This window comes from Gluconobacter sp. Dm-44, from assembly GCF_018256175.1.
Taxonomy (GTDB): domain Bacteria; phylum Pseudomonadota; class Alphaproteobacteria; order Acetobacterales; family Acetobacteraceae; genus Gluconobacter; species Gluconobacter cadivus.
The window spans coordinates 445271-470925 of the sequence record NZ_JAERLZ010000002.1 but is presented as its reverse complement, the minus strand read 5'-3'; the positions used below and the strand labels follow the sequence as shown (position 1 = coordinate 470925).

The window sequence follows — 25655 nt, the reverse complement described above, 5'->3', positions numbered from 1 at the left end:
TTGTGATTAAGGATATATTTTAATGATTTTTCATTGGATTGCGGAAACGCTACGCGCATCACCAGAGTTAGCAATATTTCTAGCTTTGGCGATTGGTTTTTGGATTGGTTCCCGAAAAATCGGTGGCTTTAGCCTTGGAGCTGTAACAGGAACGCTACTTGTAGGAGTTCTGATTGGACAATTAGGGATTATTATCTCGCCTCAAGTGAAATCAGTATTTTTCATTATGTTTCTTTTCGCTGTGGGCTTTGGTGTGGGTCCACAATTTGTTAGAGGAATTGCGAATAACGGTCTTCCGCAGGCATTATTCGCAGTTGTTATAGCCTCGCTATGTCTCGCTTGTGTTTATATCGCAGCAATTTTTTCTGGGTACGGACCTGGTATGGCAGAAGGTTTGCTCGCAGGCTCCCAAACAATTTCGGCATCAATAGGTCTCGCGACGGATGCGATTAATCGTAGCTCGCTCTCTCCTGAGCAGGTTCAAGAACAGTTAAATGCTATCCCTGTTGCATATGCTGTAACATACTTATTTGGAACTGTTGGTACAGGCTGGATACTGGCATTTTTAGGGCCCAAGCTCCTTAGAATCAATCTAGAAGAGGAATGCCAGAGATATGAACGTGAAATGAATATTAAACCTGTGAATGGTAATTCTGAAACAGGATGGCACGAGCATATTATTCGTGCATATCGCTTGAAAACATTAGGAAAATTTGCTGGTAAAAGTGTTTTTGATGCAGAAAAATCAACACAAGATAGAATGTTTTTGGAAAATATTCGACGTAATGGGAAAATAATTCCTTTTGATGAAAGTACTACATTGTCGGTAGGCGATTGCGTTGCGGTATCTGGAGCGCATGATGCTTTGGTATATTGGTCCAATCACGCTGAAGAGATTTCAGATCGCGAGTTAATAAATATTCCCATAGAAACAGTGAATGTTGTAATTACAAGTAAAAAAATCAATGGGCAACGTTTGGGGAATTTGGCCGAGTCCAATTCATCGCACGGTATTTACATAAATAATATTCATCGAGGATCTATGAACGTAGAGATTCCTTTGCTTTCAGAAACTGCTATATTTCGAGGGGATATTATAAATATCACCGGAAGCCGTAGAAATGTCGACAAATTAATCAGTGAGTTTGGATATGCGGATCGACCAACAGACGTAACCAGCATGGTTATGGTTGGAGGCGGGATATTTATTGGCGGGCTGATTGGATCTGTTGTGCTCCCGATGGCTGGTATTCCTATTACGGTTTCTGCTTCTGGAGGAGCCCTGATTGCAGGTCTTGTCTTAGGTTGGCTTCGTAGCGTCACGCCTAAAATTGGCAATATACCAAATGCTACTGTATGGTTTATGAATACTGTAAGCCTTAATATTTTTATTGCTGTAGTTGGGATTTCAGCTGGTCCTACCTTTATTAAAGGCCTGCAAGATGCAGGGTTAAGTGTGTTTTTGTGGGGAATTTTTTCTAGTGCGTTACCAATGATTCTTGCTCCATTAATAGGAAAATATATTTTCCGATTTGATCCAGCTATAAACCTCGGTTGTTGTGGAGGCGCTAGAACAAGTACTGCATCTGTGGCAATGGTTGCTGACGTTGCGAAGAGCAATGTCCCTATGTTAGGGTATACTGTTCCTTATGCTGTAAGCAATACGTTATTGACCATGTGGGGATTAGTTATTGTTCTTCTTCTTTCATAGTGCCACTTTCGCGTGAATATTTTTAATATTATTTATTCAATTGAGAATTTACTAAATGCGTTTGCACTCCCTACAATCATACATGTCTAAGGGCCACGCCTCACTAATCAGAGCTAAAAAATGAGGTAACAGCAAGTGCAATGGCTGAGAAGAAGGCTATCCAGCACCTGTCGTAGCGGGGCGCAAGTCTTTGATGCGTCCGAACATGCTCCCTATGCGGTTGCGCGATCTTTGGCAGCGCTTTGCGTATTTGGCAGCTTTGTTCCGGAATTTTGGCTGGGGATACAGGGTTTTCTGCCCTTATTTGTTCAAGTATCCCCGAACAAGTTGGCGTCATAACCCGGGCCACCGCGTAGACATTGGGTTTACGGCGACTCATTGAGCAGAACAAAAGCCCAAAAAACAGCCGTTTGCACCAGTATGTTGTGAAGTATGGCGTTCATGCTGCCTTTCGTGTGCCCAATCAGGTGTTTCCCTCCCCCTTCTTTTTTACCTGCAGACTGAAAGCCGTACTGCATCGCTTATGTCACCAATCACGACCTAGCGGCGTACCCACAAACACCGTCAGCAGCATTTTCGGGTAATCGGTCGCTTCAACTTTCTCGACCGTCCCTATCACGCAGTCCAACGCCACATGATATCCTGAATGCTTCGGCCAACCATCCCAGCCGTAAAAAATTCTGTACGATGCCCGCCATGATCAACGATGCATACAGCACGAAGAAAAAGGGGCTATAAAACAGTATTTTACACGTTTTTTACATAATCTAATTTTCCATTACACGTTATACAATCGCAACGTAGCTTTTCTCCAGCCGTCCCAATTCCCGCCCCTTCAGACCCGTGTGAGGGCAAGGATTGATCTCAATGTGTATCGTCCACCAGAACAAACTCGCGTTGCGCCACATGGCCCTGCTTTCGACAGTGCTAGCCGTTATTCCTTCATGCGGATGGACGGCGGAAAAACCACAACATGTCCGCAGAGGAAAGACACATCCACTTCATACGGTTTCTGCATCCCAGACACCTGCCGTACGCCACACCCTGAGCCGCCCTGCGCAAGCGGAGCTTATGCAGGTCCAAGGGCGACATGTCTCTCACGGTGCACAGACCGTTATTTCACAGCACGTTTTTACAAACGCCGTGGCCGGAACATCCGTTATGAAGGCGTTGCAGAATGTACCGGGCGTGCTGTTCCAATCTGACGATGCGCAAGGCGTCGATACGGGCGGCGTCAAACTCTACATCCACGGGTTCTCGCAAAACCAGATCGGCTTTTCACTGGACGGTATTCCGCTCGGTGAATCCGTCTATCGCAACTATAACGGTCTGAACGCCGTTGCCGCGCTGTCATCCGAGAATGTTGGTCATATGGAGATGTCACAGGGCGCGGGCGCCGTGGACATGCCCAGCACCAACGTGCTCGGCGGTGCGATCATAATTTCGTCCTCGGACCCCAAGGACAAGTTCGGCGGCACGCTGGCCGCGACCGGCGGAAGCAACGCCACCACACATGCCTTCATCCGTATCGACAGCGGCAAGCTGAACCCCACCGGGACCAAGTTCTATTTGTCCTACATGCGAAACGACACCAAACTGTGGAAAGGCTACGGTACCCAGTTCTTCCAGCAGGCCAATTTGAAGCTGGTGCAACCGATCCATAATGAAAGCAGCGTCTCGCTCCTGTTCGACTGGGCGGATGTCAAGCAGTTCAACTACCAGTCCGAAACGCTGGAGACAGTCCAAAAGCTGGGCTATGGCGTCTCCAACTATTACCCGAACTATCGTTTGGCCTATGAAGCCGCACAGGGAATTTATTCGCACGGTGAAGACAAAACCAGCGACCCGAAGGATGTCTCCTATTATGCGGGAACAACGACGTCACGCGATCTGCTGGGAGGGCTGAATTTCCATCTGAAACTGGCAGATCGCCTGCGCTGGGATTCTGTCGTGTACGGCCACAACCAGAAGGCCGATACACAATGGTCCGATCCGTGGATGGCTTCCGCAAACGGTGCCCCCCTCTCCGAAATCGTCAAACAGCCTGATATCCAGCGCTTTGGTCTGACGTCGAGCATGACATATGATATCGGCAAACACGAAATTCATGGCGGCATCTGGTACGAGAACAACAAATATATCTCGAACATGTTCGCCTATAACGACCCGCTTCTTGCTGAAGGACAGACCCTGACACCCAATCCCTTCCGCAAATGGTCCGACCCTTTCGCCAAGCTCTGGGGCCAGACCTACAACACCAACACGATGCAGACCTATATCGAGGACACCTGGCGCCCGATCAAAGACCTTTCGCTCCATGCAGGGTTCAAATCCATGCTGAGCACCACTCATGTCGGACAGACAGGGAATTACGAACCCTATACCGGCACCAATGCTCTTGCAGGTGGCGTGGGTCTGACGACATTCGGGGCGTTCCTGCCGCATTTCAGCGGAGACTGGCATTTCCTGACGCATCATGAGCTGTATTTCGATATCGCCAAGAACATGCGCGCCTATCCGCAAAGCGGCTATCACCTTTCGGCATCGCCGTTTGCCGTCTCGCAAGAGGCCTTCGACCTGTCACGCAGCTCCGTCAAACCCGAGACCAGCTGGGCCTATTCGGTCGGCTACCGCTTCACGCAGCGGCGTGTGGATTTCTCGGTCAGCGCCTATCGTGTGAACTTCTCAAACCGCCTGGGCGCACTGGTTCAGGGCAGTCAGACCAACCCTCAGACCACGGTTCTAAACCTCGGCGGTGTGACCATGAACGGCGTGGATGCCGGTCTGACCCTGCGCCCGTTGCGTGGTCTCTCGATTTTTAACTCGATCAGCTACAACCACTCGACATACGACAACAACATCACCCAGCAGGACACGACCTATGCCACCAAAGGCAAACATGTCGTGAACTATCCGGACCTGATGTACAAAGCGACGGCGGAGTACACCTACAGGAAGGCCAGTTTCAACATCGATGCCCTCTACACCAGCAGCCGTCCGTTCAGCTACACGAACGACACGTCGCTCCCGTCCTATTGGCTGGTCAATTTTGGAGCACGCTACAATTTCGGCCGCATAGGACGCCTGGAAAATCTGACGGCATCGTTTAACGTCACCAACCTGACAGGATCGCGCTACCTGATCATGACCGGTGATGACGGCGGAAACCCACTTTCAGGTGACTACCAGTCGCTGGTCGTGGGCGCACCCCGCCAGTTCTTCGGTGGCGTAAAAGCAGACTTCTGACAAAACCTTGTCCGGATCGGACATTCCCCCAAAACTGCCTTTCCGGGATAAAAGAAAGACAGCCACGACACTAACCGGATAGCGGCATGAACGGCACGACGAACAACCAGCGCCCTGCCCTGTGGGAGCGGATGAGCTTCGGCTTCGGCGATCTGGCTGGTAATGCCCTGTTCGGTATTACCGGAACCTATCTCATCTATTACTACACCAATGTTTACGGTATTTCCGCGTCTGCTGTCGCTCTGCTGATGCTTCTGGCGCGTGTGATCGACAGTGTGGTGGACCCGGTCATCGGATATCTGATCGACCATCGCATCCTGTTCGGGGGGCGCGTCCGGCCCTACCTGAAATGGTTTTCCCTACCGCTCGGCTTCCTGACCTTCTGCTGCTTCCTGCCACTCCCGCTGGAACCGGGCGGACGCCTCGCTTGGGCTTACGCCACCTATCTCGCAATGGGCGTCCTCTTTTCGCTCGTCATCGTGCCTTACGGTCTTCTGCCGAATGTCATGACGCGCAACCGGGAAGACCGCCTGTCCCTGTCCACCTTTCGCATGATGGGCGCAACGCTTGCGACCTTTCTGGTCGGGTCGTCCATTCTGCCCATGGTGCATGTCTTCGGTGGCGGTAACGAGAAACTTGGATACCCGCTGGCGATGGCCGTCGCAGGCGCTGTGGGCAGCGGACTGGCGCTCATTCCCTTCTTTGCCTGTCAGGAACGTTATGATCTCGAAGCAAATGACAACCCCGTCCGGGTTCTGCTCGGGTCCCTGTTTCGCAACCGGGCCTGGGTGATCGTTACGATCGTGCTGAGCCTGTTCTACATCAATCTGACAGCGTTCTACGGCCTGTCGCTCTACTACGCGACGGAAGTCCTGCATCGCCCGCAGTATTTCGGGGGGGCGCTCATCTCGATGATGGGGGCCAGCAAGGTTCTGGGAGTAATGGGCTCGCCCTGGCTTGCACGCTGCGTGGGACAGAAGCTGACGATTGTTCTGCCCTATATCCTGTCCGCCGTGGGTCTGGCGCTGTTTGCCTATGGCCCGAACAATGCCGTCTATCTGGTCGCCGCCTTTGGCGTAATCTGCTTTTTTCAAGGCATGACCCTGCCGGTATTCTACGCCATGATCGCGGATTCCATTGACTACGGTACGGCTGTGACAGGCATTCGGGCATCCGGCATGGCCTATTCGATCAACAGCTTTGCGGGAAAGGTCGCATGGGCCATCGGCGGCTCACTATCCGCCGCAATCCTGGACTGGGGTGGCTATGTTCCCCATGCCGCCACCCAGACACAGACCGCCCTTGCCTTCATTACATTCGGCTTTCTGGGCGTTCCCGCCTGCATCGCCCTGCTCTCGGTGCTGATCATTCTGCTTTACCCATCGGAAGCCGAGATGACACGCACTCTCCAGCCGGAAGCCCCGGTCGAGCCACAGAGCCTCTGACATGACAAACGCTTTCCGGACAGAAGCAACCGTAGTCGTTGCGCAGATGACGCTTACGGAGAAGCTTGATCTCATCTGCGGAAATGGCCTGTGGCGCACGACCGGCGTACCCCGGCTGGGGCTCCCTTCCCTGCTGATGGTCGATGGCTCCAACGGCCTGCACGTCGTGCCGGACCAGATCTCCACAGACACACAAAATACCGATCTCGGAGCTTTCCTTGATGCCGTAGAGACTACGGATGATCCAGAAAACCGGGATGACAACGTCCTTCTCGGCAAGAGCATCCCGGCGACATGCTTTCCCGTCCTCTCAGTTCTGGCCAATAGCTGGGACATCACATTAGCTCATGAGGTCGGAACCGCACTGGCAATCGAATGCCGGGCTGCGGGCGCACAGATCCTGCTTGGACCGGGGATCAACCTGCGCCGCTCCCCACTGGCCGGTCGGGGATTTGAATATTTCAGCGAAGACCCGATCCTGACGGGAGAAATGGCTGCAGGAGTCATTCAGGGACTGCAGGACAAGGGCGTGGGAGCCTCGCTCAAGCATTTTGCGTGCAACAACTCCGAAACCGAGCGCATCAGCATGGATTCCGTCGTCGAGCCCCGCGCGTTGCATGAACTGTATCTGCTGGGGTTCGAGCGGGCGATCGCCCGGAGTAACCCGTGGACAGTCATGACGTCCTACAACCGGCTCAACGGGGTGCAGACATCACAGAACCCGTGGCTCCTGCGCGATATCCTGCGTGGTCGGTGGCACTATGACGGTATGATCATGTCCGACTGGCACGGGATTCAGGATCTCCCCGCCGCAGTAAAAGCTGGAAACGATCTGGACATGCCGTTCAATGTCGCCCGCAGACGGCGTCTTGAAAACGCCGTCTCAGGCGGGAACGTGCCGGTCGCGGTGCTGGACGAGGCCTGCATCCATATCGCGGCCCTGACGCTCCGTAGCGCAGACGCCCAGCGCAGACTGCCGGTTTCGCACCCGGATTTCGCCGCCCATCACGATCTGGCGCGCAAAGCTACTTCCCGCGCCTGCGTCCTGCTCAGAAACCAGAACAATCTCCTCCCCCTCACGCCGAAACCGGGCAATCGCCTGCTGGTCATCGGCACAGGCGCGGTCTCCCCCGAAATTCAGGGCGCGGGCAGCACCGCCGTCCGGCCCATCCGATGCGACATTCCGTTGGAATGCCTGCAAGCGACTGCCCCTGAAGGCGTATCCATTCATTGGGAACCCGGCTGGAGCGTGAATGGCACGCATGACCCACACCGTCAGGATGCAGCCCTTGCCGCCGCACGCAGCGCTGAAACCGTCATCGTTTTCGCTTCCACCCCGCCCAGCGTCAGTGGCGAAAATGCCGACCGGCCCAATCTGGATCTCTGTCAGGCGCATAACACCCTGATCGCTGAACTGGCGAAGCTCCATAACAGGATTGTAGTGGTTCTCACGCATCCGGATGCTGTCGTTCTGCCATGGGCCGACAACGTGCAGGCCATCCTCTCAGCGGGCTATGCGGGGGCAGGATTTGGACAGGCCGTAGCCGATATCCTGTTCGGACATACCAACCCTTCCGGCAAGACATCCATTACATGGCCGGTACGACCGGAAGACTGCCCAGCATTTCTGGGGTACCCCGGCGAGCAGGGGAAACACCTGTATCGGGAAGGCATTTTCGTCGGATACCGGTTTTTCGATATCCGCCGGATAGAGCCGCTTTTCCCGTTCGGCCACGGGTTGTCCTACACATCCTTCACTTACGCCGCCCTGAAACTAGCAAATAACGCAGAAGGCGTCGCAATTCAGTTTACGCTGTCCAACACCGGCACCCGGACAGGCCGGGAAATCTGCCAGCTTTATCTCGGACGGAACCCAACCGCAGCCAACAGGGCCTTGCCCCATCATCCTCTCCGGGCCCTGAAAGGATTTACGACCGTTTCACTGGAACCGGGAGAAAGCCGCGTCGTGACCATGACGCTGGACCGCCGAGATCTCGCCTATTTCGATACCGTACGCGAAGACTGGACCGTCCCCGCCGGAACAATCAGCATAGACATCGGATCATCCTCCCGCGATATCCGTCTGTCAGACTCACTGTATATCGTAGGCGACGCAACACCAGCACGATGGCTGGACCTGCACACCCCACCCGGCCAAGCGCTGGAGATCCCCGGCGTGCAGAAAGAACTGGTCGCATGGCTTGCTGATGTGACCGGCCAAAGCATCATCGAAACCAAAAACCGGCTTGCCCCATGTAGTCGCTCCTTTCTCGGAATTTACGACACACTCTGCTGGTCATTCGGCCTTGAACTGGACGAAACACGACTGGCACATATCCTTGACGACGCCAACCGACGCAGTGGCGCAAAGAAACCCGGACATCGCCCCGACAATTGCAGCAAACTGGATCCGTCATGATTGTTGAGAGCACAATGCCCCCTCCCCGCGCGTGGAACACCTGGTCCGACCGCCCGGCGGCAATGACGTTCCTGCCGCTCGGCGTTCATGTCACGCCCCTGCTCTATTCCACCAGCCAGCGCAGCACGACCCTTCTCCCACCGGGCATGGATCTGCTGTTCGGTCGGCATGACATGGACGGAAGACTGGTGGAGTTCGAAACCCGGCATGGCGGGACGGAAATCGCATTCCGTTATGAGAAAGATGATCCCTATTGCCTGCTGGGGACATGGGAGGGGAAAGTTCTGGCGGAATGGGGCCTGCGTTACTGGGTAAACCTCTGCCTCTCTGCCGAATGCGGCGCCACCGTGACCTATAACGGCGAGGCTGCTGTTATCCAGTTAGGTTATCGGTACGTTGCCCTGATGAGCGACACGGCCCCCATTCAGGTCACGGCTCATGAAACGCTGGAGGCCGCAGCACAAGATTTCAACGATCACGGCTATTTCCAGACATCCAGCAGGGGAACATCTGCCCCCGTCATCACATTGCGCTTCAATCTGGAAATGATGCGCAAAGGACGCTTCGCCGCAGCCGTGGCGGATAGCGAGGAACTGGCAATCGCGAAAGCCCGCGCCACGCTTGAATGCGCTCCCGAGAAAGAGTCTGCACTTCCCACCCAGACCGGTCGGCACGCCGGAGCCTTGGATGCCGTTCGGGATGTCATGAGCTGGAACACCCTGTATGACGGCATCAATCGTCGCCCCTATACCACTTTCAGCCGGATCTGGAATCTGGGGACATTCGCGGTCTGGTACAACGATCAAACCTATTCCGCGCTGATGGCCGCCCTCCTTGATGGGCAGACTGCGCGCGAAAACATGGCGGTGGCCACGGCAAGCGCAACACCGCAGGGTAATTTCGCCTGTCTCGCCACATCGAACGACACATGGGTGGATCGTACTCAGGCTCCGAATGGCGCCTTCATGACGTGGATGATTTATTTGCGCCATCGCGAAAAATCATTTCTCGAATGCCATTATGAGGCTTTATCCCGCAACCACACCTGGTGGCGCCGCGAGCGCGACCCGGATGGAATAGGGCTTGTCTCATGCGGAACATCCGATGTCGGAGAAGCCTTGTACAAAGGCACTCATTTCGGAGCCCGCAATGAGACGGGGATGGACAATTCCCCAACCCATGATGAAGCACTCTACAGCCCCGAAACACGCACGCTGTCATTGCTCGATGTCGGACTCAACTGCTCTCTGGCGCTTGATGCGGAGTGTCTGGCGCATATTGCGCGGGAACTGGGGCGCACTGAAGACGCACAGACTTTCAATGCACTGGCGAACGACACGCGTAGCAAAATCCGGGAACATCTATGGGATCATGAACGCAGCATTTTCGCCAATCGCCAACGTCATGGTGGGTTCGTCCACAGTGTCGGACCCACAAGCTTCTTCCCGCTGATCTGCGGTGCCGCCACGCCGGAACAGGCACAGTCCCTGATCGGACATTTCTCTGATCCGACCCGCTTCGATGGACCCTACATGATCCCGAATGTCAGCCGGGATGATCCTGCTTTTGCAGATAACGTCTACTGGCGGGGCCGTATCTGGCCAAATGTGAATTATTTTGTGTGGCATGGTTTGCGGCGCTACGGTTTTGTCGCCGAAGCATCCCTGCTCGCCGAGCGCAGCATGGCGCTGTTCAACCAGTCATGGACGGACCGCAGAATCGCCGCAGAAAACTACTCGGCCACAACCGGCGAGGCCAACGACCAACCGGATACGGACCTGTTCTATTCCTGGGGCGCAATGCTGCCCATGCTGGGTGTTGCAGACGTTATGGACATCAACCCCTGGGCGGGCTGGGAACTGCATAATACAGGCGCAGACGTCACACTTGGCCCGATCCACACCCCAATCGGAAAGGTCATCCTGACTGTTACGAATGGCCGCTTGACGCTATCCCGTGGGCAGGAAGAAATCCTCTCCTGGACAGGAACAGGCCGCCTTACAGAACTCAAAATCAGCGAAGGGCTCATGAGTTGCTGCATCCATGCTCATGGAGGCCGACAGGGAATTCTGACACCCGGCCCAACCTACGCCGCGCGGATTATAGAAAGTCGTCTGGATGGCAAACCTTTTCCCGCCGCTCCAAACCAAGACATAGACCTGTCCAATAGTTATTCCGGGCAACGTCTCGATCTTTATCTCGCCCCATTACCCGCGGCGTGACCATTCAGGCATTGCCCGACTGGCAGACGAGGTTGATCAGATCTTCCATCCACATAAGTCTGCCTGATGCGCCGGGCCTGATGGATGAAATAAAGCTTGGCGCCCGTCATGCGAACAGAACGAAAAACCAGATAAAGCGGTGCCGTCAGGGCCGTGCGGGATGACAGTGGAATATAGACCACCTGCTCGGCATGATGTTGCTGCATGGACTGCGGGACGAGGGAAATCCCAAGTCCTCCAGCCACCAGATTCAAAGCTGCCAAAAGCTGCGGACCTTTCTGATGGACCCGTGGTGTAAAACCCGCTCCCAGACAGGCATCCACGATCGTTTTGTACAGGCCGTTATTGTATTGGCTCTGGTACAGAATGAAGTCCTCATTCTCGAGGTCTGTCAGTTTTAGACCTGAAGCCGGAGCGTCTTTCGCCAGACGGTGCGTTCGAGGAACCGCCACCACCATAGGTTCTTCCACGATCAATTCGACCACAACATCCGACACATCGGGAATGGACGTCCGCACAAAAGCAACATCCACCGTATCCTCCCGCAAGCCTCCCAGAAGCTGGCTGGAATTGCCCTCCGTCAGCGTCAGGCCAACGTCCGGCCAGGTTTCGCGGAACTGTCCCAGCATATCCGGCAGGCTGGGATGACACAGGGCGGAGTTGGTAAACCCGATCGACAGTTCTCCCGTCTCCCCCCGCACGATCCGACGGACATCTTCGACGGTCTCATCCATACGCGCGATGACATCATACGCCCCTTTGAGCATGCTCCGTCCTGCGGACGTTAGCCGCATGCCCTTTGCATGACGCTCGAAGAGTTGCACCCCCAGTTCCTGCTCCACGCCTTTAAGGAGCCGGGTTAATGGGGGTTGCTGAATGCCCAGCCTTTCGGCAGCCCGGGTGAGGTTGCGCTCCTCGGCAATGGCGATGACGGCATGGAGATGTCTGAGTTCAATCATTCCATACCTTTAAAGTATGATGAAACCCCTCCGCAAACATTGGTTCAGACACGGAACTTCTTTAAGGTCCGCCGCGTCACAGACACACATCCCTTGATCGGACAGGAACGCGCCATGACCAAGACCATTCCCGCCACACTCATCGCCGGTGACGGAATTGGCCCGGAAATCATGCAGTCGGTCACGACCGTCATGGACACCCTCGACGCCCCCTTCCTCTGGGACCACCAAAGCGCAGGCGTCGGCGCGTTCGAGCAGCACGGAACCGCCCTTCCCGAAGCTACACTCGACAGCATCCGCCGTACTGGACTTGTGTTAAAAGGTCCGCTGACCACCCCCGTCGGCAAGGGCTTCCGCTCCATCAACGTCACGCTGCGGCAGGCGTTCGACCTGTACGCCAATGTCCGCCCAACCCAGACGATCGTGCCCGGCGGACGGTATGAAAACGTCGATCTGGTCGTGATCCGCGAGAACATTGAAGGCCTGTATGCCGCGATGGAGCATTACATGGCCGTGGACGGAGACCCAGAAGCCGTAGCTTATGGCGCCGGGTTCAATACCCGTGCCGAATGCAACCGGATCGTCCGCTTCGCCTTTGAATACGCCATCAAAAACAACCGCAAGAAAGTCACGCTCGTCCACAAGGCGAACATCCTGAAAATCCTGAGCGGCCTGTTCCTGCATGAGGGCCGCAAGATTGCCGCGGAATATGAAGGCCGCGTGGCACTGGAAGAACGCATCGTCGACGCCTGCGCGATGGAGCTTGTCATCCGTCCGGAAAATTACGACGTCATCGTCACGACCAATCTGTTCGGCGACATCCTGTCCGATCTGACGGCGGGTCTCGTAGGCGGCTTGGGCATGGCACCGGGTGCGAATATCGGCGAAAAAATGGGTATCTTCGAAGCCGTGCATGGCTCCGCGCCCGATATCGCCGGACAGGGCATCGCCAATCCGCTGGCGCTGATGATGGCGGGCAGCATGATGCTCGCCCATGTCGGACGGCTGGACCTCTCTGAACGGCTTGACGGTGCGATGAAGCAGATCCTTCAGGTCGAAGGCCTCCGCACCCGCGATCTCGGCGGCAACGCCACCACACAGGACGTCACGCAGGCCCTTCTGCGCGCCATCAACTAATTCCCTGACAGCCCTCCAAGGACCATTCCCATCATGAAACAGGTTGGACACGACCTTCTGGACTGCCAGCGCGACCTCTCGATTGAGGGGCGCTCCTATCGCTATTTTTCTCTGCCCGTCGCCGCTGAAAAACTCGGCGATATTTCGCGCCTGCCCGTCAGCCTGAAGGTTCTGCTCGAAAACGTCCTGCGCTTTACGGATGGCACGACCTATCGCGTTGAAGATGCACAGGCGATTGTCGACTGGACGAAAGCTGCACACTCCACCGCGGAAGTCCCGTTCAAGCCCGCGCGCATATTGATGCAGGATTTCACCGGCGTTCCGGCCGTGGTCGATCTGGCCGCCATGCGCGACGGCATCGTCTCGCTCGGCGGTGATCCGCAGAAGGTCAATCCGCTCGTCCCCGTCGATCTGGTCATTGACCACTCCGTCATGGTGGACGTGGCCGGACGCAAGGATGCGCTTCAGCAGAACGTTTCGCTGGAATTCGAGCGCAATGGCGAACGTTATGCGTTCCTGCGCTGGGGTCAGGAAGCGTTCGACCAGTTCCGCGTCGTCCCGCCGGGAGCGGGCATCTGCCATCAGGTCAATCTGGAATATCTGTCGCAGGTGGTCTGGACGGGAACGGTTGGCGACGTCACCTACGCCTATCCCGACACGCTGTATGGCACGGATTCCCACACGACCATGGTCAACGGGCTTGGCGTTCTGGGCTGGGGCGTTGGCGGGATCGAAGCCGAAGCCGCCATGCTCGGCCAGCCGATTTCCATGCTCATTCCCGATGTCGTGGGCTTTCGGATGGACGGACGTCTGCCGGAAGGCACGACCGCGACCGATCTGGTGCTGACGGTCACGCAGATGCTGCGCGCCAAGGGCGTGGTCGGCAAGTTCGTGGAGTTCTTTGGCCCGGCGCTTGACCATCTGCCGGTCGCGGACCGTGCGACCATCGCAAACATGGCGCCGGAATATGGCGCGACCTGCGGCTTCTTCCCGGTCGATGCGCTGGCGCTCGACTATCTGCGCCAGACCGGCCGTGACGAGCATCGCATTGCCCTGACAGAAGCATGGCTGCGCGCGCAGGGCATGTTCCGCGATGCCTCCACGCCGGAGCCAGTCTTTTCGGACGTTCTGACGCTGGATCTGGGCACAGTCACGCCCTGCATTTCCGGCCCCAAGCGCCCGCAGGACCGGATCGAACTTTCCGCTGCCACCCCGGCTTTCGAAAAAGCCCTAACGGAAGCGCTCGGTGTCAAACCTGCCGACACTCACAAGACTGCCCCCGTTGCTGGAACAGATTATGCGATCGGGCACGGCTCCATCGTCATTGCCGCCATCACGTCCTGCACCAACACGTCCAACCCCGCCGTTCTGGTCGCGGCCGGATTGGTGGCCCGCAAGGCCCGCGCACTCGGCCTGATGCCGAAACCCTGGGTCAAAACGTCTCTCGCCCCGGGCTCGCAGGTCGTGACAGACTATCTGGATCGCGCCAATCTGAGCGCCGATCTGGACGCGCTGGGTTTTGAGACGGTCGGATATGGTTGCACGACCTGCATCGGCAATTCCGGCCCGCTGGCGAAAGAACTGGTAGACGCGATCGAAGGCAATCGTCTGGTCGCAACTTCCGTCCTGTCCGGCAACCGGAACTTCGAGGGCCGGATTTCGCCGAACGTGCGCGCCAATTATCTCGCAAGCCCGCCGCTTGTCGTCGCCTATGCGCTGCTGGGAACGATGCGCGAGGACATCACGACGGCTGTTCTGGGACACGCGCCCGACGGCACGCCAGTCCATCTGCGCGATATCTGGCCGACCAACCACGAAATCGCAGAACTCGTCGGCTCTGCCGTCACGCGCGAAGCGTTTGTCGAGCGGTACAGCCGCATCACGGAAGGCACCAAGGAATGGCAGGCTCTGGCCTCTGCCGGAACCTCAGCCACCTATGACTGGCAGCCCGGCTCGACCTATGTGCAGAACCCGCCCTATTTCGACGGTCTGACCGCCGAACCCGCGCCCACGAAAGACATTTCCGGCGCGCGGATTCTGGCACTGCTGGGCGACAACATCACGACCGACCACATCTCGCCGGCCGGTGCGATTGCGACCTCTTCTCCTGCGGGCGTGTATCTTCAGGAGCATCAGGTTGCGGTGAAGGACTTCAATTCCTACGGCTCCCGTCGCGGCAATGACCGCGTCATGGTCCGGGGAACCTTCGCCAATATCCGCATCCGCAACGAGATGGCACCGGGAACCGAAGGTGGCGTCACGCTGCATCAGCCGGATGGCGCGCAGATGTCCATCTATGATGCCGCCAGCCGCTACGCGCAGGATAACGTGCCGCTCGTGGTGTTCGGGGGCAAGGAATACGGGATGGGCTCGTCGCGGGACTGGGCTGCGAAAGGTACGCGCCTGCTGGGCATCAAGGCCGTCATTGCCGAGAGCTTCGAACGCATCCACCGTTCCAATCTCGTGGGTATGGGCGTCCTACCCCTGACCTTCGAGCCGGGCACGACGCGCAAAACGCTGGGTCTGGATGGAACGGAGACGATCGCCATTCACGGCATCGAAACCCTGACGCCGCGCCAGACCCTGACCATGACGATCACCCGTCAGGATGGCAGCACGCAGGATGTCCCGTTGCTGTGCCGTGTCGATACGGTCGATGAGGCGGACTATTACCGCAACGGGGGCATCCTGCCTTACGTTCTGCGGGGAATGGCTTCAGCCTAAAAAAAATGGCGGGGCTTCGGCCCCGCCATCTCAGTGATGGGCAATACCGTAAGACACGACGGCAAAGGTTGCTCCCACGACGAAGCAGATCATGAAAAGATAGGTCTTGGTCATCGATCAGGCTCTGCGACTCAGCGCCAGTTTGAGGCTAAACGCCAGAAAAATACTGCCCGTCAGCCGGTCCATGCGGCGCACGACCGTCGCACTCGACAAAAACCGTCCGAGAGGCACCGTCAGCACAACGAGCAGCGCCAACCACGCAAACGACAGCAGCGCCTGAATGGCCGTCAGAAGGAGCGAAAACTCCTTTACGTTCACATGCGGCGGAATGAACTGCGGCATGAACGTCATGTAGAAAATGCCGACTTTGGGATTGAGCAGATTCGTCAGCAGACCGCGCCGGAAGGCCGCCCGGGCATCGGCCTGTACCGGCACTGCCTCCGCTGTTCCAAGGGACGTCCGGGGATGCAGGATCAGCCCGATCCCAAGCCACGCCAGATACAGCGCACCGGCCCATTTGACGACCGTAAACGCCGTTTCTGACGCGGCCAGCAGGGCCGTCAGGCCAAATGCTGCCGCAAGCCCCCAGATCCCAAGTCCAAGACAGATCCCCACGACTGCGGCCAGACCGGCCTTCCAACCCGAGGTTGTAGCGGTTCGCAGCGTCATGGCGGTATCGAGGCCCGGCGTAATCGTGAAAACGGCAGCCGCAGCCGCGAAAGTGAGAAGGGGGATCAGGTAAGGATGCATAATCAAAATCTACACCCCGCCCTGAAAATCCCCAATCCCCAATCCCCTTTTCCTTATCCGGCTTTTGCAGCCACAGGCAGACGGATCAGGTAATCAAATGCGGACAAGGACGCCTTGGCTCCCTCACCCATGGCAATGACGATCTGCTTGTACGGCACCGTCGTCACATCTCCTGCCGCGAACACGCCGGGGACGGAGGTCGCGCAGTGGTCGTTGATAACGATCTCGCCATACGGGCTGAGTTTCAGTGCGCCCTTCAGCCACTCGGAGTTGGGCAGCAGGCCGATCTGAATGAACACGCCATCCGTCTTGACGTGATGCAGACCGCCATCGCCGTCGCTATAGGTCAGACTGGTAACTTCCTTACCGTCACCTTCGATCTTGGTGGTCAGGGCATTGGTCAGGACTGTGACATTCGACAGGCTCAGCAGCTTGTCCTGCAACACCTTATCGGCTTTCAGATGCGCGCCGCGCTGCAAGAGCGTGACATGCGAGACAATGCCCGCAAGGTCAATTGCCGCTTCCACACCGCTATTGCCGCCACCAGCTACCACAACCGGACGTCCCTTGTAGAACGGACCATCGCAATGCGGGCAATAGGCCACGCCCTTCGTGCGATACTCGTCCTCGCCAGGCACACCCAGATGCCGCCAGCGCGCACCGGTCGCAATGATGATCGTCTTCGAACGGAGCGTCGCGCCGCTTTCCAGAACGATCTGGTGCAGACCGCCGACGTCCTCAGCCGGAATCAACTTGGCTGCAAGCTGCGAAGCAATGATCTGGACGTCATACTGACGCACATGGGCTTCAAGTGCTGCCGAGAGTTTCGGACCTTCCGTTTCCTGCACGGAAATGAAGTTCTCGATCCCGGCCGTATCCATGACCTGACCGCCAAAGCGTTCCGCCACAAGGCCGGTCCGCAGGCCTTTACGAGCGGAATAGATCGCCGCCGCATCACCAGCAGGCCCGGCGCCAAGCACCAGCACATCGAACGGCGCCATGTCGTTCAGCTTTTCCGCCGAACGGGCGACCGAAGCCGTATCCAGCTTGGCCAGAATATCCGCTACTTCCATCCGGCCAGACGCAAAAGGCTCGCCGTTCAGATAAACCTGCGGGACCGAGCGGATGCCGAGGCGCTCCACTTCTTCCTGAAAATCCGCGCCATCAATAGCAGTATGATGGATCTTCGGATTCAGCACGCTCATGGCATTGAGCGCCTGCACCACGTCCGGGCAGTTCTGGCAGGACTGGGAGAAATACGTCTCGAAATGGAACTCCCCGTCCAGCGCGCGGATCTGTTCGACCACATCCGCCTCGATCTTCGGCGGATGGCCGCTGACCTGAAGCAGCGCCAGAACCAGAGACGTAAACTCATGCCCCATCGGCAGACCCGCAAAGCAGACCTGAATATCCGTATCCGGACGGCGGATGACGAATGACGGCGTACGGGAACCCTGCCCCTTGTCCGAAAACGTCACCTTGGGGGACAGGCTGGCAATATCTTCCAGCAGGCCACGCACTTCTGCCGAACGGGCATCCGCGCCGAGGGTCGCCTCAAGCACGACCGCATCACGCAGGTACTCCATATAGGCGCGCATCTGGGTTTTCAGGTCGTCCTGAAGCATCTTTTTTCTCCGGATTACGGGACTGAATATTTGGAACCGAAAGACTGTCCGGCGCAGCCGCCTCCCTCAGGAGACGGAAGCGGGTGGAGCCCGAAAGCCCCACCCTGATCAGATCCGGGAAGGATCAGATCTTGCCGACGAGGTCGAGAGACGGCTTCAGCGTTTCGCCGCCTTCCTTCCACTTGGCCGGGCAGACTTCGCCCGGATGGCTGGCGACATACTGCGCAGCCTGAATCTTCTCCAGCAGTTCGGTCGCGCTACGGCCGACGCCACCAGCAGTGATCTCGATGTACTGGATCTTGCCTTCCGGATCGATCAGGAACGTGCCGCGATCGGCCATTCCGACTTCTTCGATCAGCACATCAAAGTTGCGTGCAATCGCGCCCGTCGGGTCGCCCAGCATCGTGTACTTGATCTTGCCGATGGCCGGGGACGTGTCGTGCCAGGCCTTGTGCGTGAAATGCTTGTCCGTGGAGACGGAGAAGATTTCCACGCCCAGCTTGTCGAAAGCGGCCTGGTTGTCGGCGAGGTCTTCGAGTTCCGTCGGGCAGACGAACGTGAAGTCGGCCGGATAGAAGAAGAAAACGGACCACTTGCCGCGAACGTCGGAGTCCGTGACCGTGAGGAACTCACCGTTGCGGAAAGCATCGGTAGAGAAGGGCTTCAGCGGGGAGTTGATGCGTACCATCAGACTGTCTCCTGACCTTGGGTTGGTGTTGTGTTGCGGACTCTGTGTCACATAGAAAGAGAGGGACAGGAAACAGTTCCTGTCAATATGACTGATCGCTAAAACCGAACTTATGAGATGAAGATATCAAGACTCCCGATCATGATATGAACCCTGCCCGCAGGAAACAGCCTCTTCCGACGTTATTTTTCTTTAACAGGCAGAACCGCACTTCCCCATAACGTTATTCGGTCCTATTTATGGGACATGAGCTATGTTCCCCTTTCCGGCCTGTCCCTGCGCGATATCGAATATGTGGTGGCGGTCGATGACCTGCGCAACTTCTCCCGCGCGGCCGAACGCTGCGGCGTCAGTCAGGCCGGACTGTCCGAACAGGTCCGCAAACTCGAACAGCTTCTGGACGTCACACTTTTCGAGCGTTCCCGGCGTCATGTGGCGCCGACTCCTGATGGCGAGCGTCTGCTCGCTTTAGGGCGGGAGGTTCTCGCGGCGGCGCGTAACCTGCTCGAAGTCGCCCGCGCCCAGACTGGCCCGATGGAAGGCGCACTCCGGCTCGGCGTCATTCCCACGCTCGGACCGTATTACATTCCGGGCCTTCTACCCCGTCTGCGCGAGCATTATCCAGCACTCAGCCTGCGCCTGCGCGAAAGCATGACGGACACTCTGGTCCATGCCCTGCGCAACAGCGAACTGGACGTCGCCCTGATGGCCCTGCCCGCGCCCTCAGAGGCTCTGGAAAGTGCACCGATCTTTGAGGAATCTTTTCTTGCCGTGTTTCCGAGCACGCATGAACTGGCGCAGAAACCGAAACTTTCCCTCAGTCAGCTTGGCCGCCCGGACCTGCTGCTTCTGGAGGACGGACACTGCCTGCGCGATCAGGCCCTGTCCATCTGCCCGACCATTCCGCGCGAGGGCGAGCAGCGTCTGGCCACCAGCCTTGAAATGCTGTGGTACATGATCGGAGCGGGCGAAGGGTTCTCCCTCATCCCCCAGCTCGCACTGCGCAACCGGGTGGACTTGGAAGATCTCATCACCGTTCGCCCCCTTCCCGAACCCGAAGCGCGCCGCACGATCGGTCTGACATGGCGCGCATCGGACCCGCGAGCCCCCGTTTTCCGTGACTTTGCGACTTATCTTCGCAGCATCACGCCAGAACACTGCCACGTCTGTCGCTGACTCCCTCATGACGCCTCCCCGATCATCAGCCTTGCGCTCCGCTGAACCCACCATCATGGGGACAGCCTATGGCGTCGTCCTGTGCGTGATGCTCCTTGTCATCGCCTTACAGACCGCCATACTCCCGGCTTCTGTCTGGCAGGGAGACGAATACGATTATTTTGCCAATATCCGGGAGCATGGTCTGGCATCCCTGTCAGACAGACTGCTCCACTGGAGCCCGCGTCCGTTTTCCGAAATTATCATCTTTGTCTACGGAACAGTCGCCAATGCCGCACAGAAGCCGCTGGCCTGGATCTTTCTGGCCCTGACATGGCTGTTTTGCGCTGCGGTCGCATTCGTACCCTTCCTGCGCCAAAGTCATGCCCCTGTCTCGGCGCGACTGCTGATTGTAGTATCCGTTGCCGCCATTTTCATGCTCGGTCATCCGTCCGCAGATTTTTTCTACTGGCCGATGGGCACCGTCGCCCATCTTCCCGTCCTTGCCGCCGCCTGCGGACTGACCCTTCTGAAGATCAGTCAGATCCTTTCTGCTCGGGCGGAAGCCCTGCTGCTGTCTCTTGCACTGACATCAAGCGAAGCGGGAGTATTTTTCGGAATGCTCTGGTTGGGAATGCGTGGGTTTGGGCTTCTACATAATCGCCGTACCGCCGCATTTGGCCGCGCCAGATGGCTGCTTTTGCCCACAGCGGTTGGACTTTGCGTTTCTGCCGAGATGCTTCTCAACCACAGAATGGGCGGGGGTGGATTTCCATTCACGCCCACACACGGACATATCAAAGCCAGTCTTGCCGCAGCCTTTGGTCCGTTCCTGAAGACTCTGATCGCCCTTCAGCCGAACGAAATGAGTTCAGGGGGTGGGTTTACAAAACAGGCCATGGCCAGCGGACTGGTACTGAAAATCATCCTGACCGGCGCCTTTACAACACTCTTCATGACCTGCGGCATCCGCCCTGCTTTACGGACCCTCATAGCGCCTGCCATTGCACTTGCAGGCACGATGTATCTGACGATCGCCGCCGCCTTCTACGCGTTTGGTTTTCTATGCTGCCAGCGCCATGAAGCGTTCCGGCTGGACCTTTCAGTCCTTCTGGTTTTGCTGCTTTCCGCAGGTCTGAGCACGATTTTATCGGAGAAGCTCAAGAGATTTTCCGACGCCCCAAAGAGAGAAACACGCCTCCAGATCTGTGCCCTGACGGGACTTCTGCTGTTTGCGGGATGGACAATGCGCTGGCGCCTGCCCGACCTGTCGCTCGCCCTTGCAGGTCTTCCGCTGGAAGAAACCGCTCACAATCGTGTCTGGGCATCCGGACTGTCAGCCGGAACCGATATGACCTATGCGCAAGGCACGGCCTCACCCGCATTCTATTACTGGCACTGGGAGCCAGGCACCTATCATGCGGGTGGCACCGGGTGGGAAGTTCAGTCCGCCATGCGGTATTTCGGCAAGACGACGCTTCATGTCTTGCCGCCCATCAGCCTGCTCGCCCTCCCCGCCAACCCTTAAGCGGGAAGGGACCGATTACTGACACTCAGACTTTATTCGGCCGCGTTGCAACGATGGGTGGAGCCGGGGAAATCCGAGCATTCGCCCTTCACGGAATCCCAGCGGAAATCCATTTCATCACCCGCCATGCCATTTTTCTGGAACTCGGTCGTCACCGCGCTCACATTCGTCACATGGCCTTTGGTGTAAACCAGTTCCACATAACCGTTATAGAAACCCGGGATCTTGCCCACACCTTCGAAATAGGTCGGTTTGCCGTCTTTCCCCGGCACTGCGAACAGCTTGACGACCTGAGCCGGGGTTGCATGTTCCAGCTTGCGCAGGAACTCTGGTGACAGGGTCTGACAGCTGATTTCCGGGCGTGGGTCTTCGCCCACATTCGACTGCCAGCAGGCCGTCTGACCCGGCAGCGGCGTCGCGGACGCCAGATGCGGCGCAAGGAGCGCCGCCCCAAAAGCTGCGGCCATCGTGACATGCTTCAAACGTATCATCTGTAAAATGCTCCAGCAGAATTCTCTGTTTTCCGAACCTATCACAGCCCTCTTTCGGAACCCACAGACCCTGCCGAACACCTTTTACGGAAATACCCACCCCCATCAGGCCGGAGGCACTTCAACTGCGGAAGGCTTCTCGGGATAAAGCCAGCGCGCCACCCGCCCCATGCTCAAGCCCTGAACGATGATCGTGAACACCACGACCCCGTAGCACACGGGCAGAAGCGTATCGCGCAGTTCCCCCGCCGGTAGCCCCAGCGCAAGCGCAACAGAAATACCGCCCCGCAGCCCGCCCCATGTCAGGAGGCCCAGCGCACGCCCCCGCTCTCCGGGTTGGAGCTGCACGGGGATGGTGCACAGGAAAACGCTCGCCCCGCGAACCAAAACCGAGAGCGGAATGGCCACCACCATCATCAGGAACGGCGCCAGATGGGGCCTGATTTCCAGCAATTCAAAGCCGATCAGAAGGAACAGCAGAGCGTTCAGGATCTCGTCGATCAGGTTCCAGAACCCTACCATTTCCGCGCGGGATTGCGGAGTAATAGCGCGATGCCCCGCCTTACTGGCCAGACTCATGCCGGCCACCACAACCGCGATCGGCCCGGACATATGCAGCCCGTTCGCAAGACTGTAAGTACCTGCTGCCAGCGCCAGAGAGCCCAGAAGATCAATCTGTGCATCCTCCACGCCGCGAAGCAGCAACAGCGCCAGCCAGCCGGTGAATGCGCCGAACAATCCGCCTCCCACGGCTTCAACCAGAAAACGCACGATGAAATCACTGGCCGAGACGGACGCGATATCTCCCGTGGCCATCCCGATCATCGTTCCGTAAATGACAACCCCTACGCCGTCATTGAACAGGCTTTCGCCCGCGAATGTCGCCTGAAGCGAAGGCGGCAGCCCCAGACGCCGCAACATGCCCACAACCGAGACCGGGTCGGTCGGCGCCAGCATCGCTCCCAGCAGAACGCACCAGCTGAAGGGGACGGCAAGCCCGAATACGGGAAAAATGAACCACACTGGAACGGCCATTAGCGCTACGGCCAGCGACGTTCCTACGATCGCCAGCGCCGCGACCGCCTTACCGCGAGAGACGATCATTCCCAGATCGACCTGCATCGCGCCGGCAAACAGCAGGAAAGACAGAGCCCCATCCAACAATGTCCGGGGCAGGTTGATCGTGCCCAGAAGACTCTGAGGAACCTGCTGGAGGTCATAACCCGGAAATAGCGGGTTCAGGAGCATGACGACCAAAGAAATCAGCATCGAAAACAGCAGGATTCCGATGGCTAGTGGAAGTTTCAGGGTCCGGTAATTGATGATTCCCAGCAGCGTTGCCACGGCCAGCAGCAGAGCAAACAGCCCCAGAGAATTCATGACCGCATTGCCCCTTCCCGATCTCTGATCCCGCAACCACTTACGTCATGACAGACCAGCAGCGGACAGATCCATCCTGCTTAACTACGCGGAGCACCCGGAAGTTTCTTTTGAAAGACGGCACGCTTACGCTTCCTTACCGTTCCTGACATGACAGACGTTACGGCAGCACGCATTCTTTGGCGGAACAGCAACCGGAGGAAACGGATTTCGTGAAAAAGGTCTGCACCGTAACCGTTTTCATTCTGCTCGCAGCCTGCGCCTCACACGCACCGGCCGACATGGCATCAGCCGCCAATGACGACGATGACCCCGGTTACACAGTCAAAAGTGATCGCGGGCACGGCGGTGGTGGCATGGGCGGTAACGGCAGCGTCTGGGGAGAGGTTTTCAGAACCGCCCTCCAGACCGGCATGGGCTTCGTCCACCACTAAGCCTCAGTAAAGCAGCCGCCACTCCGCCGGTTCGGCCTCCGCCAGCGCGTACCATTCCCGCATCAGCGGCTGATCAAGCATCGTCCGCACCCAGATCTTCACGATCGGATCAACTGCCAGTTCAAACGTGTGAATCCGAATGGCGATCGGCGCATACATGCAGTCCGCCACCGTCATCCGGTCCCCGAACAGGAACGTCGTCGGCTGCCCCGAGCGCAGAAGTGCGTCTTTAAGTGTGCGGCTCAGCAGCGCAACATCGGCCGCCAGTTCCTCGCTGATTTCCGGCAGAGGTGCGGGAACACGCTCGACATCCATGGAGCAGTTCTGGCGGATCGGACGGAAACCGGCATGCATCTGCGCGCTGATACTGCGGGCATGAGCCCGCACAATCCGGGCTTCCGGCCACAAGGCCGGTGCGATTTCCGCACAGTATTCGCAGATCGCCAGACTTTCCCAGACATCTGCCCCGTCATGCTGAAGATACGGCACCATCCGGTTGGGCGAGCGGACATGAATCTCGGTCGTCCGGCCACCGCCCTTGAGCGCGATCACTTCTTCCGTCACGTCCAGCCCCGCCAGTCGCACCGCCAGCCAGCCCCGCAGGGACCACGACGAATACCGACGCGATCCCAGAAGCAGCATTCCCGCCATCAGGCTTCTCCCGCAGTAATGAAGCCGCCGCCCAGCACGCGGCTTCCATCATACAGCACACAGGCCTGACCGGGCGCGGGCATCGCGGCCTCGTTCAGTTCCACCAGTGCACCACCATTCTCCAAAGGCTTTACGACAGCCTCGCGCAGCTTCTCCCGCGCACGGATCTGCACCCCGCAGCGCACACCCTCAACAGGCGCGTCGATCAGCCAGTTCATGTCCCGCAGACGCACCGTCCGGCGGCTGTCAGCTTCCGAAAGCTGCACGCGCGGCCCGACCACGATGCGCCGCTTGGGCACATCAATGCGCGTCACCATCTGGCGCTCGCCGGTTGCGGTATGGATGTCGCCCAGACGCTTGCTCTGCCCGACCGTATAGCGCGCCACGCCTTCGTGACGACCCAGAACCCTGCCGTCCTCGTCCACGATCTCGCCCTCGCCTCGCACTTCCGGGCGCAGCTTCTCGACCAGTTCGGCATAAGACCCGGTTGGGACGAAGCAGATGTCCTGACTGTCGGGCTTGGCCGCAATCGACAGGCCCAGCTCCTCGGCCAGCGCACGCACATGCGCCTTGTCCGGCATTTCGCCCAGCGGAAAGCGCAGATAGTCAAGCTGGTCTTTGGTCGTGGCGAACAGGAACCAGGTCTGGTCCCGCTCGGCATCGACGGGACGGTGCATTTCCGCCCCGTCCGGCCCGTCGACACGGCGGACGTAATGCCCGGTCGCCATGGCCTCGCAGCCCAGGTCCCGCGCCATGCCCAGAAGATCCGTGAACTTCACGCCCTGATTGCAGGCCACGCAGGGAACAGGCGTCTCGCCACGCGCATAGGCATCCGCGAAGCTCTCGACCACACTGTCACGAAAGCGCGTTTCCGCATCAATGACATAGTGCGGAAAGCCCAGACGGTCCGCCACGGCGCGCGCATCCATGATGTCACGCCCCGCACAGCACGCACCCGGCTTGGCAGCCTGTCCGTGGTCATAGAGCTGAAGCGTCGCGCCAATCACCTCGTGGCCCTGCCGTTTGAGCAGCGCGGCCACTACGGAACTGTCCACGCCTCCCGACATGGCAACGAGGATCCGCATGGTGC

18 protein-coding genes are annotated in these 25655 nt (G+C 57.8%); 10 read left to right on the top strand and 8 right to left on the bottom strand.

The genetic code is table 11. The features are described from left to right. The first annotated feature begins 22 nt into the window (after positions 1-22). The 5 genes from aspT (at position 23) to JK213_RS05190 (ending at position 11043) form a co-directional block, all read left to right on the top strand. On the top strand, positions 23-1711 hold the full coding sequence (gene aspT, locus JK213_RS05210) for an aspartate-alanine antiporter (protein WP_194261298.1): 1689 nt from the start codon (positions 23-25) through the stop codon (positions 1709-1711). Positions 1712-2578: 867 nt separating this feature from the next. Next, the gene (locus tag JK213_RS05205) at positions 2579-4957 is read left to right on the top strand and encodes a TonB-dependent receptor domain-containing protein (protein ID WP_211571289.1); all 2379 of its coding nucleotides are present in this window, start codon (positions 2579-2581) and stop codon (positions 4955-4957) included. Between the two features lie 86 nt (positions 4958-5043). Continuing rightward, positions 5044-6402: an MFS transporter gene (locus JK213_RS05200; protein ID WP_194261296.1), complete on the top strand. Its 1359-nt coding sequence runs from the start codon at positions 5044-5046 to the stop codon at positions 6400-6402. A 1-nt stretch (position 6403) separates the two neighbouring features. Continuing rightward, positions 6404-8821 (top strand): beta-glucosidase, encoded by a 2418-nt coding sequence (locus JK213_RS05195; protein WP_194261295.1) that lies wholly within the window; start codon positions 6404-6406, stop codon positions 8819-8821. Beyond that, on the top strand, positions 8818-11043 hold the full coding sequence (locus JK213_RS05190) for an MGH1-like glycoside hydrolase domain-containing protein (RefSeq protein WP_194261294.1): 2226 nt from the start codon (positions 8818-8820) through the stop codon (positions 11041-11043). Before JK213_RS05195 ends, JK213_RS05190 begins: the two co-directional genes overlap by 4 nt. Here the strand turns inward: JK213_RS05190 and JK213_RS05185 are convergent. Then, positions 11016-12002, bottom strand: a complete 987-nt coding sequence (locus JK213_RS05185) for a LysR family transcriptional regulator (RefSeq protein WP_228125309.1) — start codon at positions 12000-12002, stop codon at positions 11016-11018. The two genes, JK213_RS05190 and JK213_RS05185, sit on opposite strands and share 28 nt — an antisense overlap. A 114-nt stretch (positions 12003-12116) precedes the next feature. Between JK213_RS05185 and JK213_RS05180 the strand changes: the two genes are divergently transcribed. Together JK213_RS05180 and acnA are read left to right on the top strand one after the other, a co-directional pair. After that, positions 12117-13139 (top strand): isocitrate/isopropylmalate dehydrogenase family protein, encoded by a 1023-nt coding sequence (locus tag JK213_RS05180; RefSeq protein ID WP_194261293.1) that lies wholly within the window; start codon positions 12117-12119, stop codon positions 13137-13139. Positions 13140-13172: 33 nt separating this feature from the next. After that, complete coding sequence (acnA, locus tag JK213_RS05175) at positions 13173-15863, top strand: aconitate hydratase AcnA (RefSeq protein ID WP_194261292.1); 2691 nt, start codon at positions 13173-13175, stop codon at positions 15861-15863. 117 nt (positions 15864-15980) lie between these two features. Here the strand turns inward: acnA and JK213_RS05170 are convergent, their stop codons facing one another. The 3 genes from JK213_RS05170 to ahpC form a co-directional block, all read right to left on the bottom strand. After that, a complete protein-coding gene (locus JK213_RS05170) occupies positions 15981-16613 on the bottom strand; it encodes a LysE family translocator (protein ID WP_194261291.1) in 633 nt (210 codons plus the stop codon). A gap of 53 nt (positions 16614-16666) precedes the next feature. Then, positions 16667-18238: an alkyl hydroperoxide reductase subunit F gene (gene ahpF / locus JK213_RS05165; protein ID WP_194261290.1), complete on the bottom strand. Its 1572-nt coding sequence runs from the start codon at positions 18236-18238 to the stop codon at positions 16667-16669. A 124-nt stretch (positions 18239-18362) separates the two neighbouring features. Next, complete coding sequence (ahpC, locus tag JK213_RS05160) at positions 18363-18926, bottom strand: alkyl hydroperoxide reductase subunit C (protein WP_194261289.1); 564 nt, start codon at positions 18924-18926, stop codon at positions 18363-18365. Positions 18927-19172: 246 nt separating this feature from the next. Between ahpC and JK213_RS05155 the strand changes: the two genes are divergently transcribed. Then, positions 19173-20102, top strand: coding sequence for a hydrogen peroxide-inducible genes activator (locus JK213_RS05155; RefSeq protein WP_194261288.1), 930 nt, complete (start codon positions 19173-19175; stop codon positions 20100-20102). A gap of 7 nt (positions 20103-20109) precedes the next feature. Next, the gene (locus JK213_RS05150; RefSeq protein ID WP_211571288.1) at positions 20110-21609 is read left to right on the top strand and encodes a hypothetical protein; all 1500 of its coding nucleotides are present in this window, start codon (positions 20110-20112) and stop codon (positions 21607-21609) included. 32 nt (positions 21610-21641) lie between these two features. Here the strand turns inward: JK213_RS05150 and JK213_RS05145 are convergent, their stop codons facing one another. Together JK213_RS05145 and JK213_RS05140 are read right to left on the bottom strand one after the other, a co-directional pair. After that, positions 21642-22100, bottom strand: a complete 459-nt coding sequence (locus tag JK213_RS05145) for a hypothetical protein (RefSeq protein ID WP_194261286.1) — start codon at positions 22098-22100, stop codon at positions 21642-21644. Positions 22101-22205: 105 nt separating this feature from the next. Continuing rightward, a complete protein-coding gene (locus tag JK213_RS05140) occupies positions 22206-23480 on the bottom strand; it encodes a sodium:proton antiporter (RefSeq protein WP_194261285.1) in 1275 nt (424 codons plus the stop codon). A gap of 212 nt (positions 23481-23692) precedes the next feature. On the opposite strand from JK213_RS05140, the gene JK213_RS05135 reads away from it, so the two are divergent. Next, entirely contained in the window at positions 23693-23914 is a 222-nt protein-coding gene (locus JK213_RS05135) for a hypothetical protein (RefSeq protein ID WP_194261284.1), read from the top strand. A gap of 3 nt (positions 23915-23917) precedes the next feature. Here JK213_RS05135 and JK213_RS05130 read toward each other — a convergent pair whose 3' ends face one another. Both JK213_RS05130 and mnmA read right to left on the bottom strand, forming a co-directional pair. Beyond that, positions 23918-24565, bottom strand: a complete 648-nt coding sequence (locus JK213_RS05130; RefSeq protein WP_194261283.1) for a glutathione S-transferase family protein — start codon at positions 24563-24565, stop codon at positions 23918-23920. After that, positions 24565-25650, bottom strand: a complete 1086-nt coding sequence (gene mnmA, locus JK213_RS05125) for a tRNA 2-thiouridine(34) synthase MnmA (RefSeq protein ID WP_194261282.1) — start codon at positions 25648-25650, stop codon at positions 24565-24567. Before mnmA ends, JK213_RS05130 begins: the two co-directional genes overlap by 1 nt. Positions 25651-25655: the final 5 nt, after the last annotated feature.

Bases quoted from the DNA above. Each gene is read 5' to 3' on its own strand.
- aspT (WP_194261298.1), top strand. From the start codon at position 23: ATGATTTTTCATTGGATTGCGGAAACGCTACGCGCATCACCAGAGTTA.
- JK213_RS05205 (WP_211571289.1), top strand. From the start codon at position 2,579: ATGTGTATCGTCCACCAGAACAAACTCGCGTTGCGCCACATGGCCCTG.
- JK213_RS05200 (WP_194261296.1), top strand. From the start codon at position 5,044: ATGAACGGCACGACGAACAACCAGCGCCCTGCCCTGTGGGAGCGGATG.
- JK213_RS05195 (WP_194261295.1), top strand. From the start codon at position 6,404: ATGACAAACGCTTTCCGGACAGAAGCAACCGTAGTCGTTGCGCAGATG.
- JK213_RS05190 (WP_194261294.1), top strand. From the start codon at position 8,818: ATGATTGTTGAGAGCACAATGCCCCCTCCCCGCGCGTGGAACACCTGG.
- JK213_RS05185 (WP_228125309.1), bottom strand. From the start codon at position 12,002: ATGATTGAACTCAGACATCTCCATGCCGTCATCGCCATTGCCGAGGAG.
- JK213_RS05180 (WP_194261293.1), top strand. From the start codon at position 12,117: ATGACCAAGACCATTCCCGCCACACTCATCGCCGGTGACGGAATTGGC.
- acnA (WP_194261292.1), top strand. From the start codon at position 13,173: ATGAAACAGGTTGGACACGACCTTCTGGACTGCCAGCGCGACCTCTCG.
- JK213_RS05170 (WP_194261291.1), bottom strand. From the start codon at position 16,613: ATGCATCCTTACCTGATCCCCCTTCTCACTTTCGCGGCTGCGGCTGCC.
- ahpF (WP_194261290.1), bottom strand. From the start codon at position 18,238: ATGCTTCAGGACGACCTGAAAACCCAGATGCGCGCCTATATGGAGTAC.
- ahpC (WP_194261289.1), bottom strand. From the start codon at position 18,926: ATGGTACGCATCAACTCCCCGCTGAAGCCCTTCTCTACCGATGCTTTC.
- JK213_RS05155 (WP_194261288.1), top strand. From the start codon at position 19,173: ATGAGCTATGTTCCCCTTTCCGGCCTGTCCCTGCGCGATATCGAATAT.
- JK213_RS05150 (WP_211571288.1), top strand. From the start codon at position 20,110: ATGACGCCTCCCCGATCATCAGCCTTGCGCTCCGCTGAACCCACCATC.
- JK213_RS05145 (WP_194261286.1), bottom strand. From the start codon at position 22,100: ATGATACGTTTGAAGCATGTCACGATGGCCGCAGCTTTTGGGGCGGCG.
- JK213_RS05140 (WP_194261285.1), bottom strand. From the start codon at position 23,480: ATGAATTCTCTGGGGCTGTTTGCTCTGCTGCTGGCCGTGGCAACGCTG.
- JK213_RS05130 (WP_194261283.1), bottom strand. From the start codon at position 24,565: ATGGCGGGAATGCTGCTTCTGGGATCGCGTCGGTATTCGTCGTGGTCC.
- mnmA (WP_194261282.1), bottom strand. From the start codon at position 25,650: ATGCGGATCCTCGTTGCCATGTCGGGAGGCGTGGACAGTTCCGTAGTG.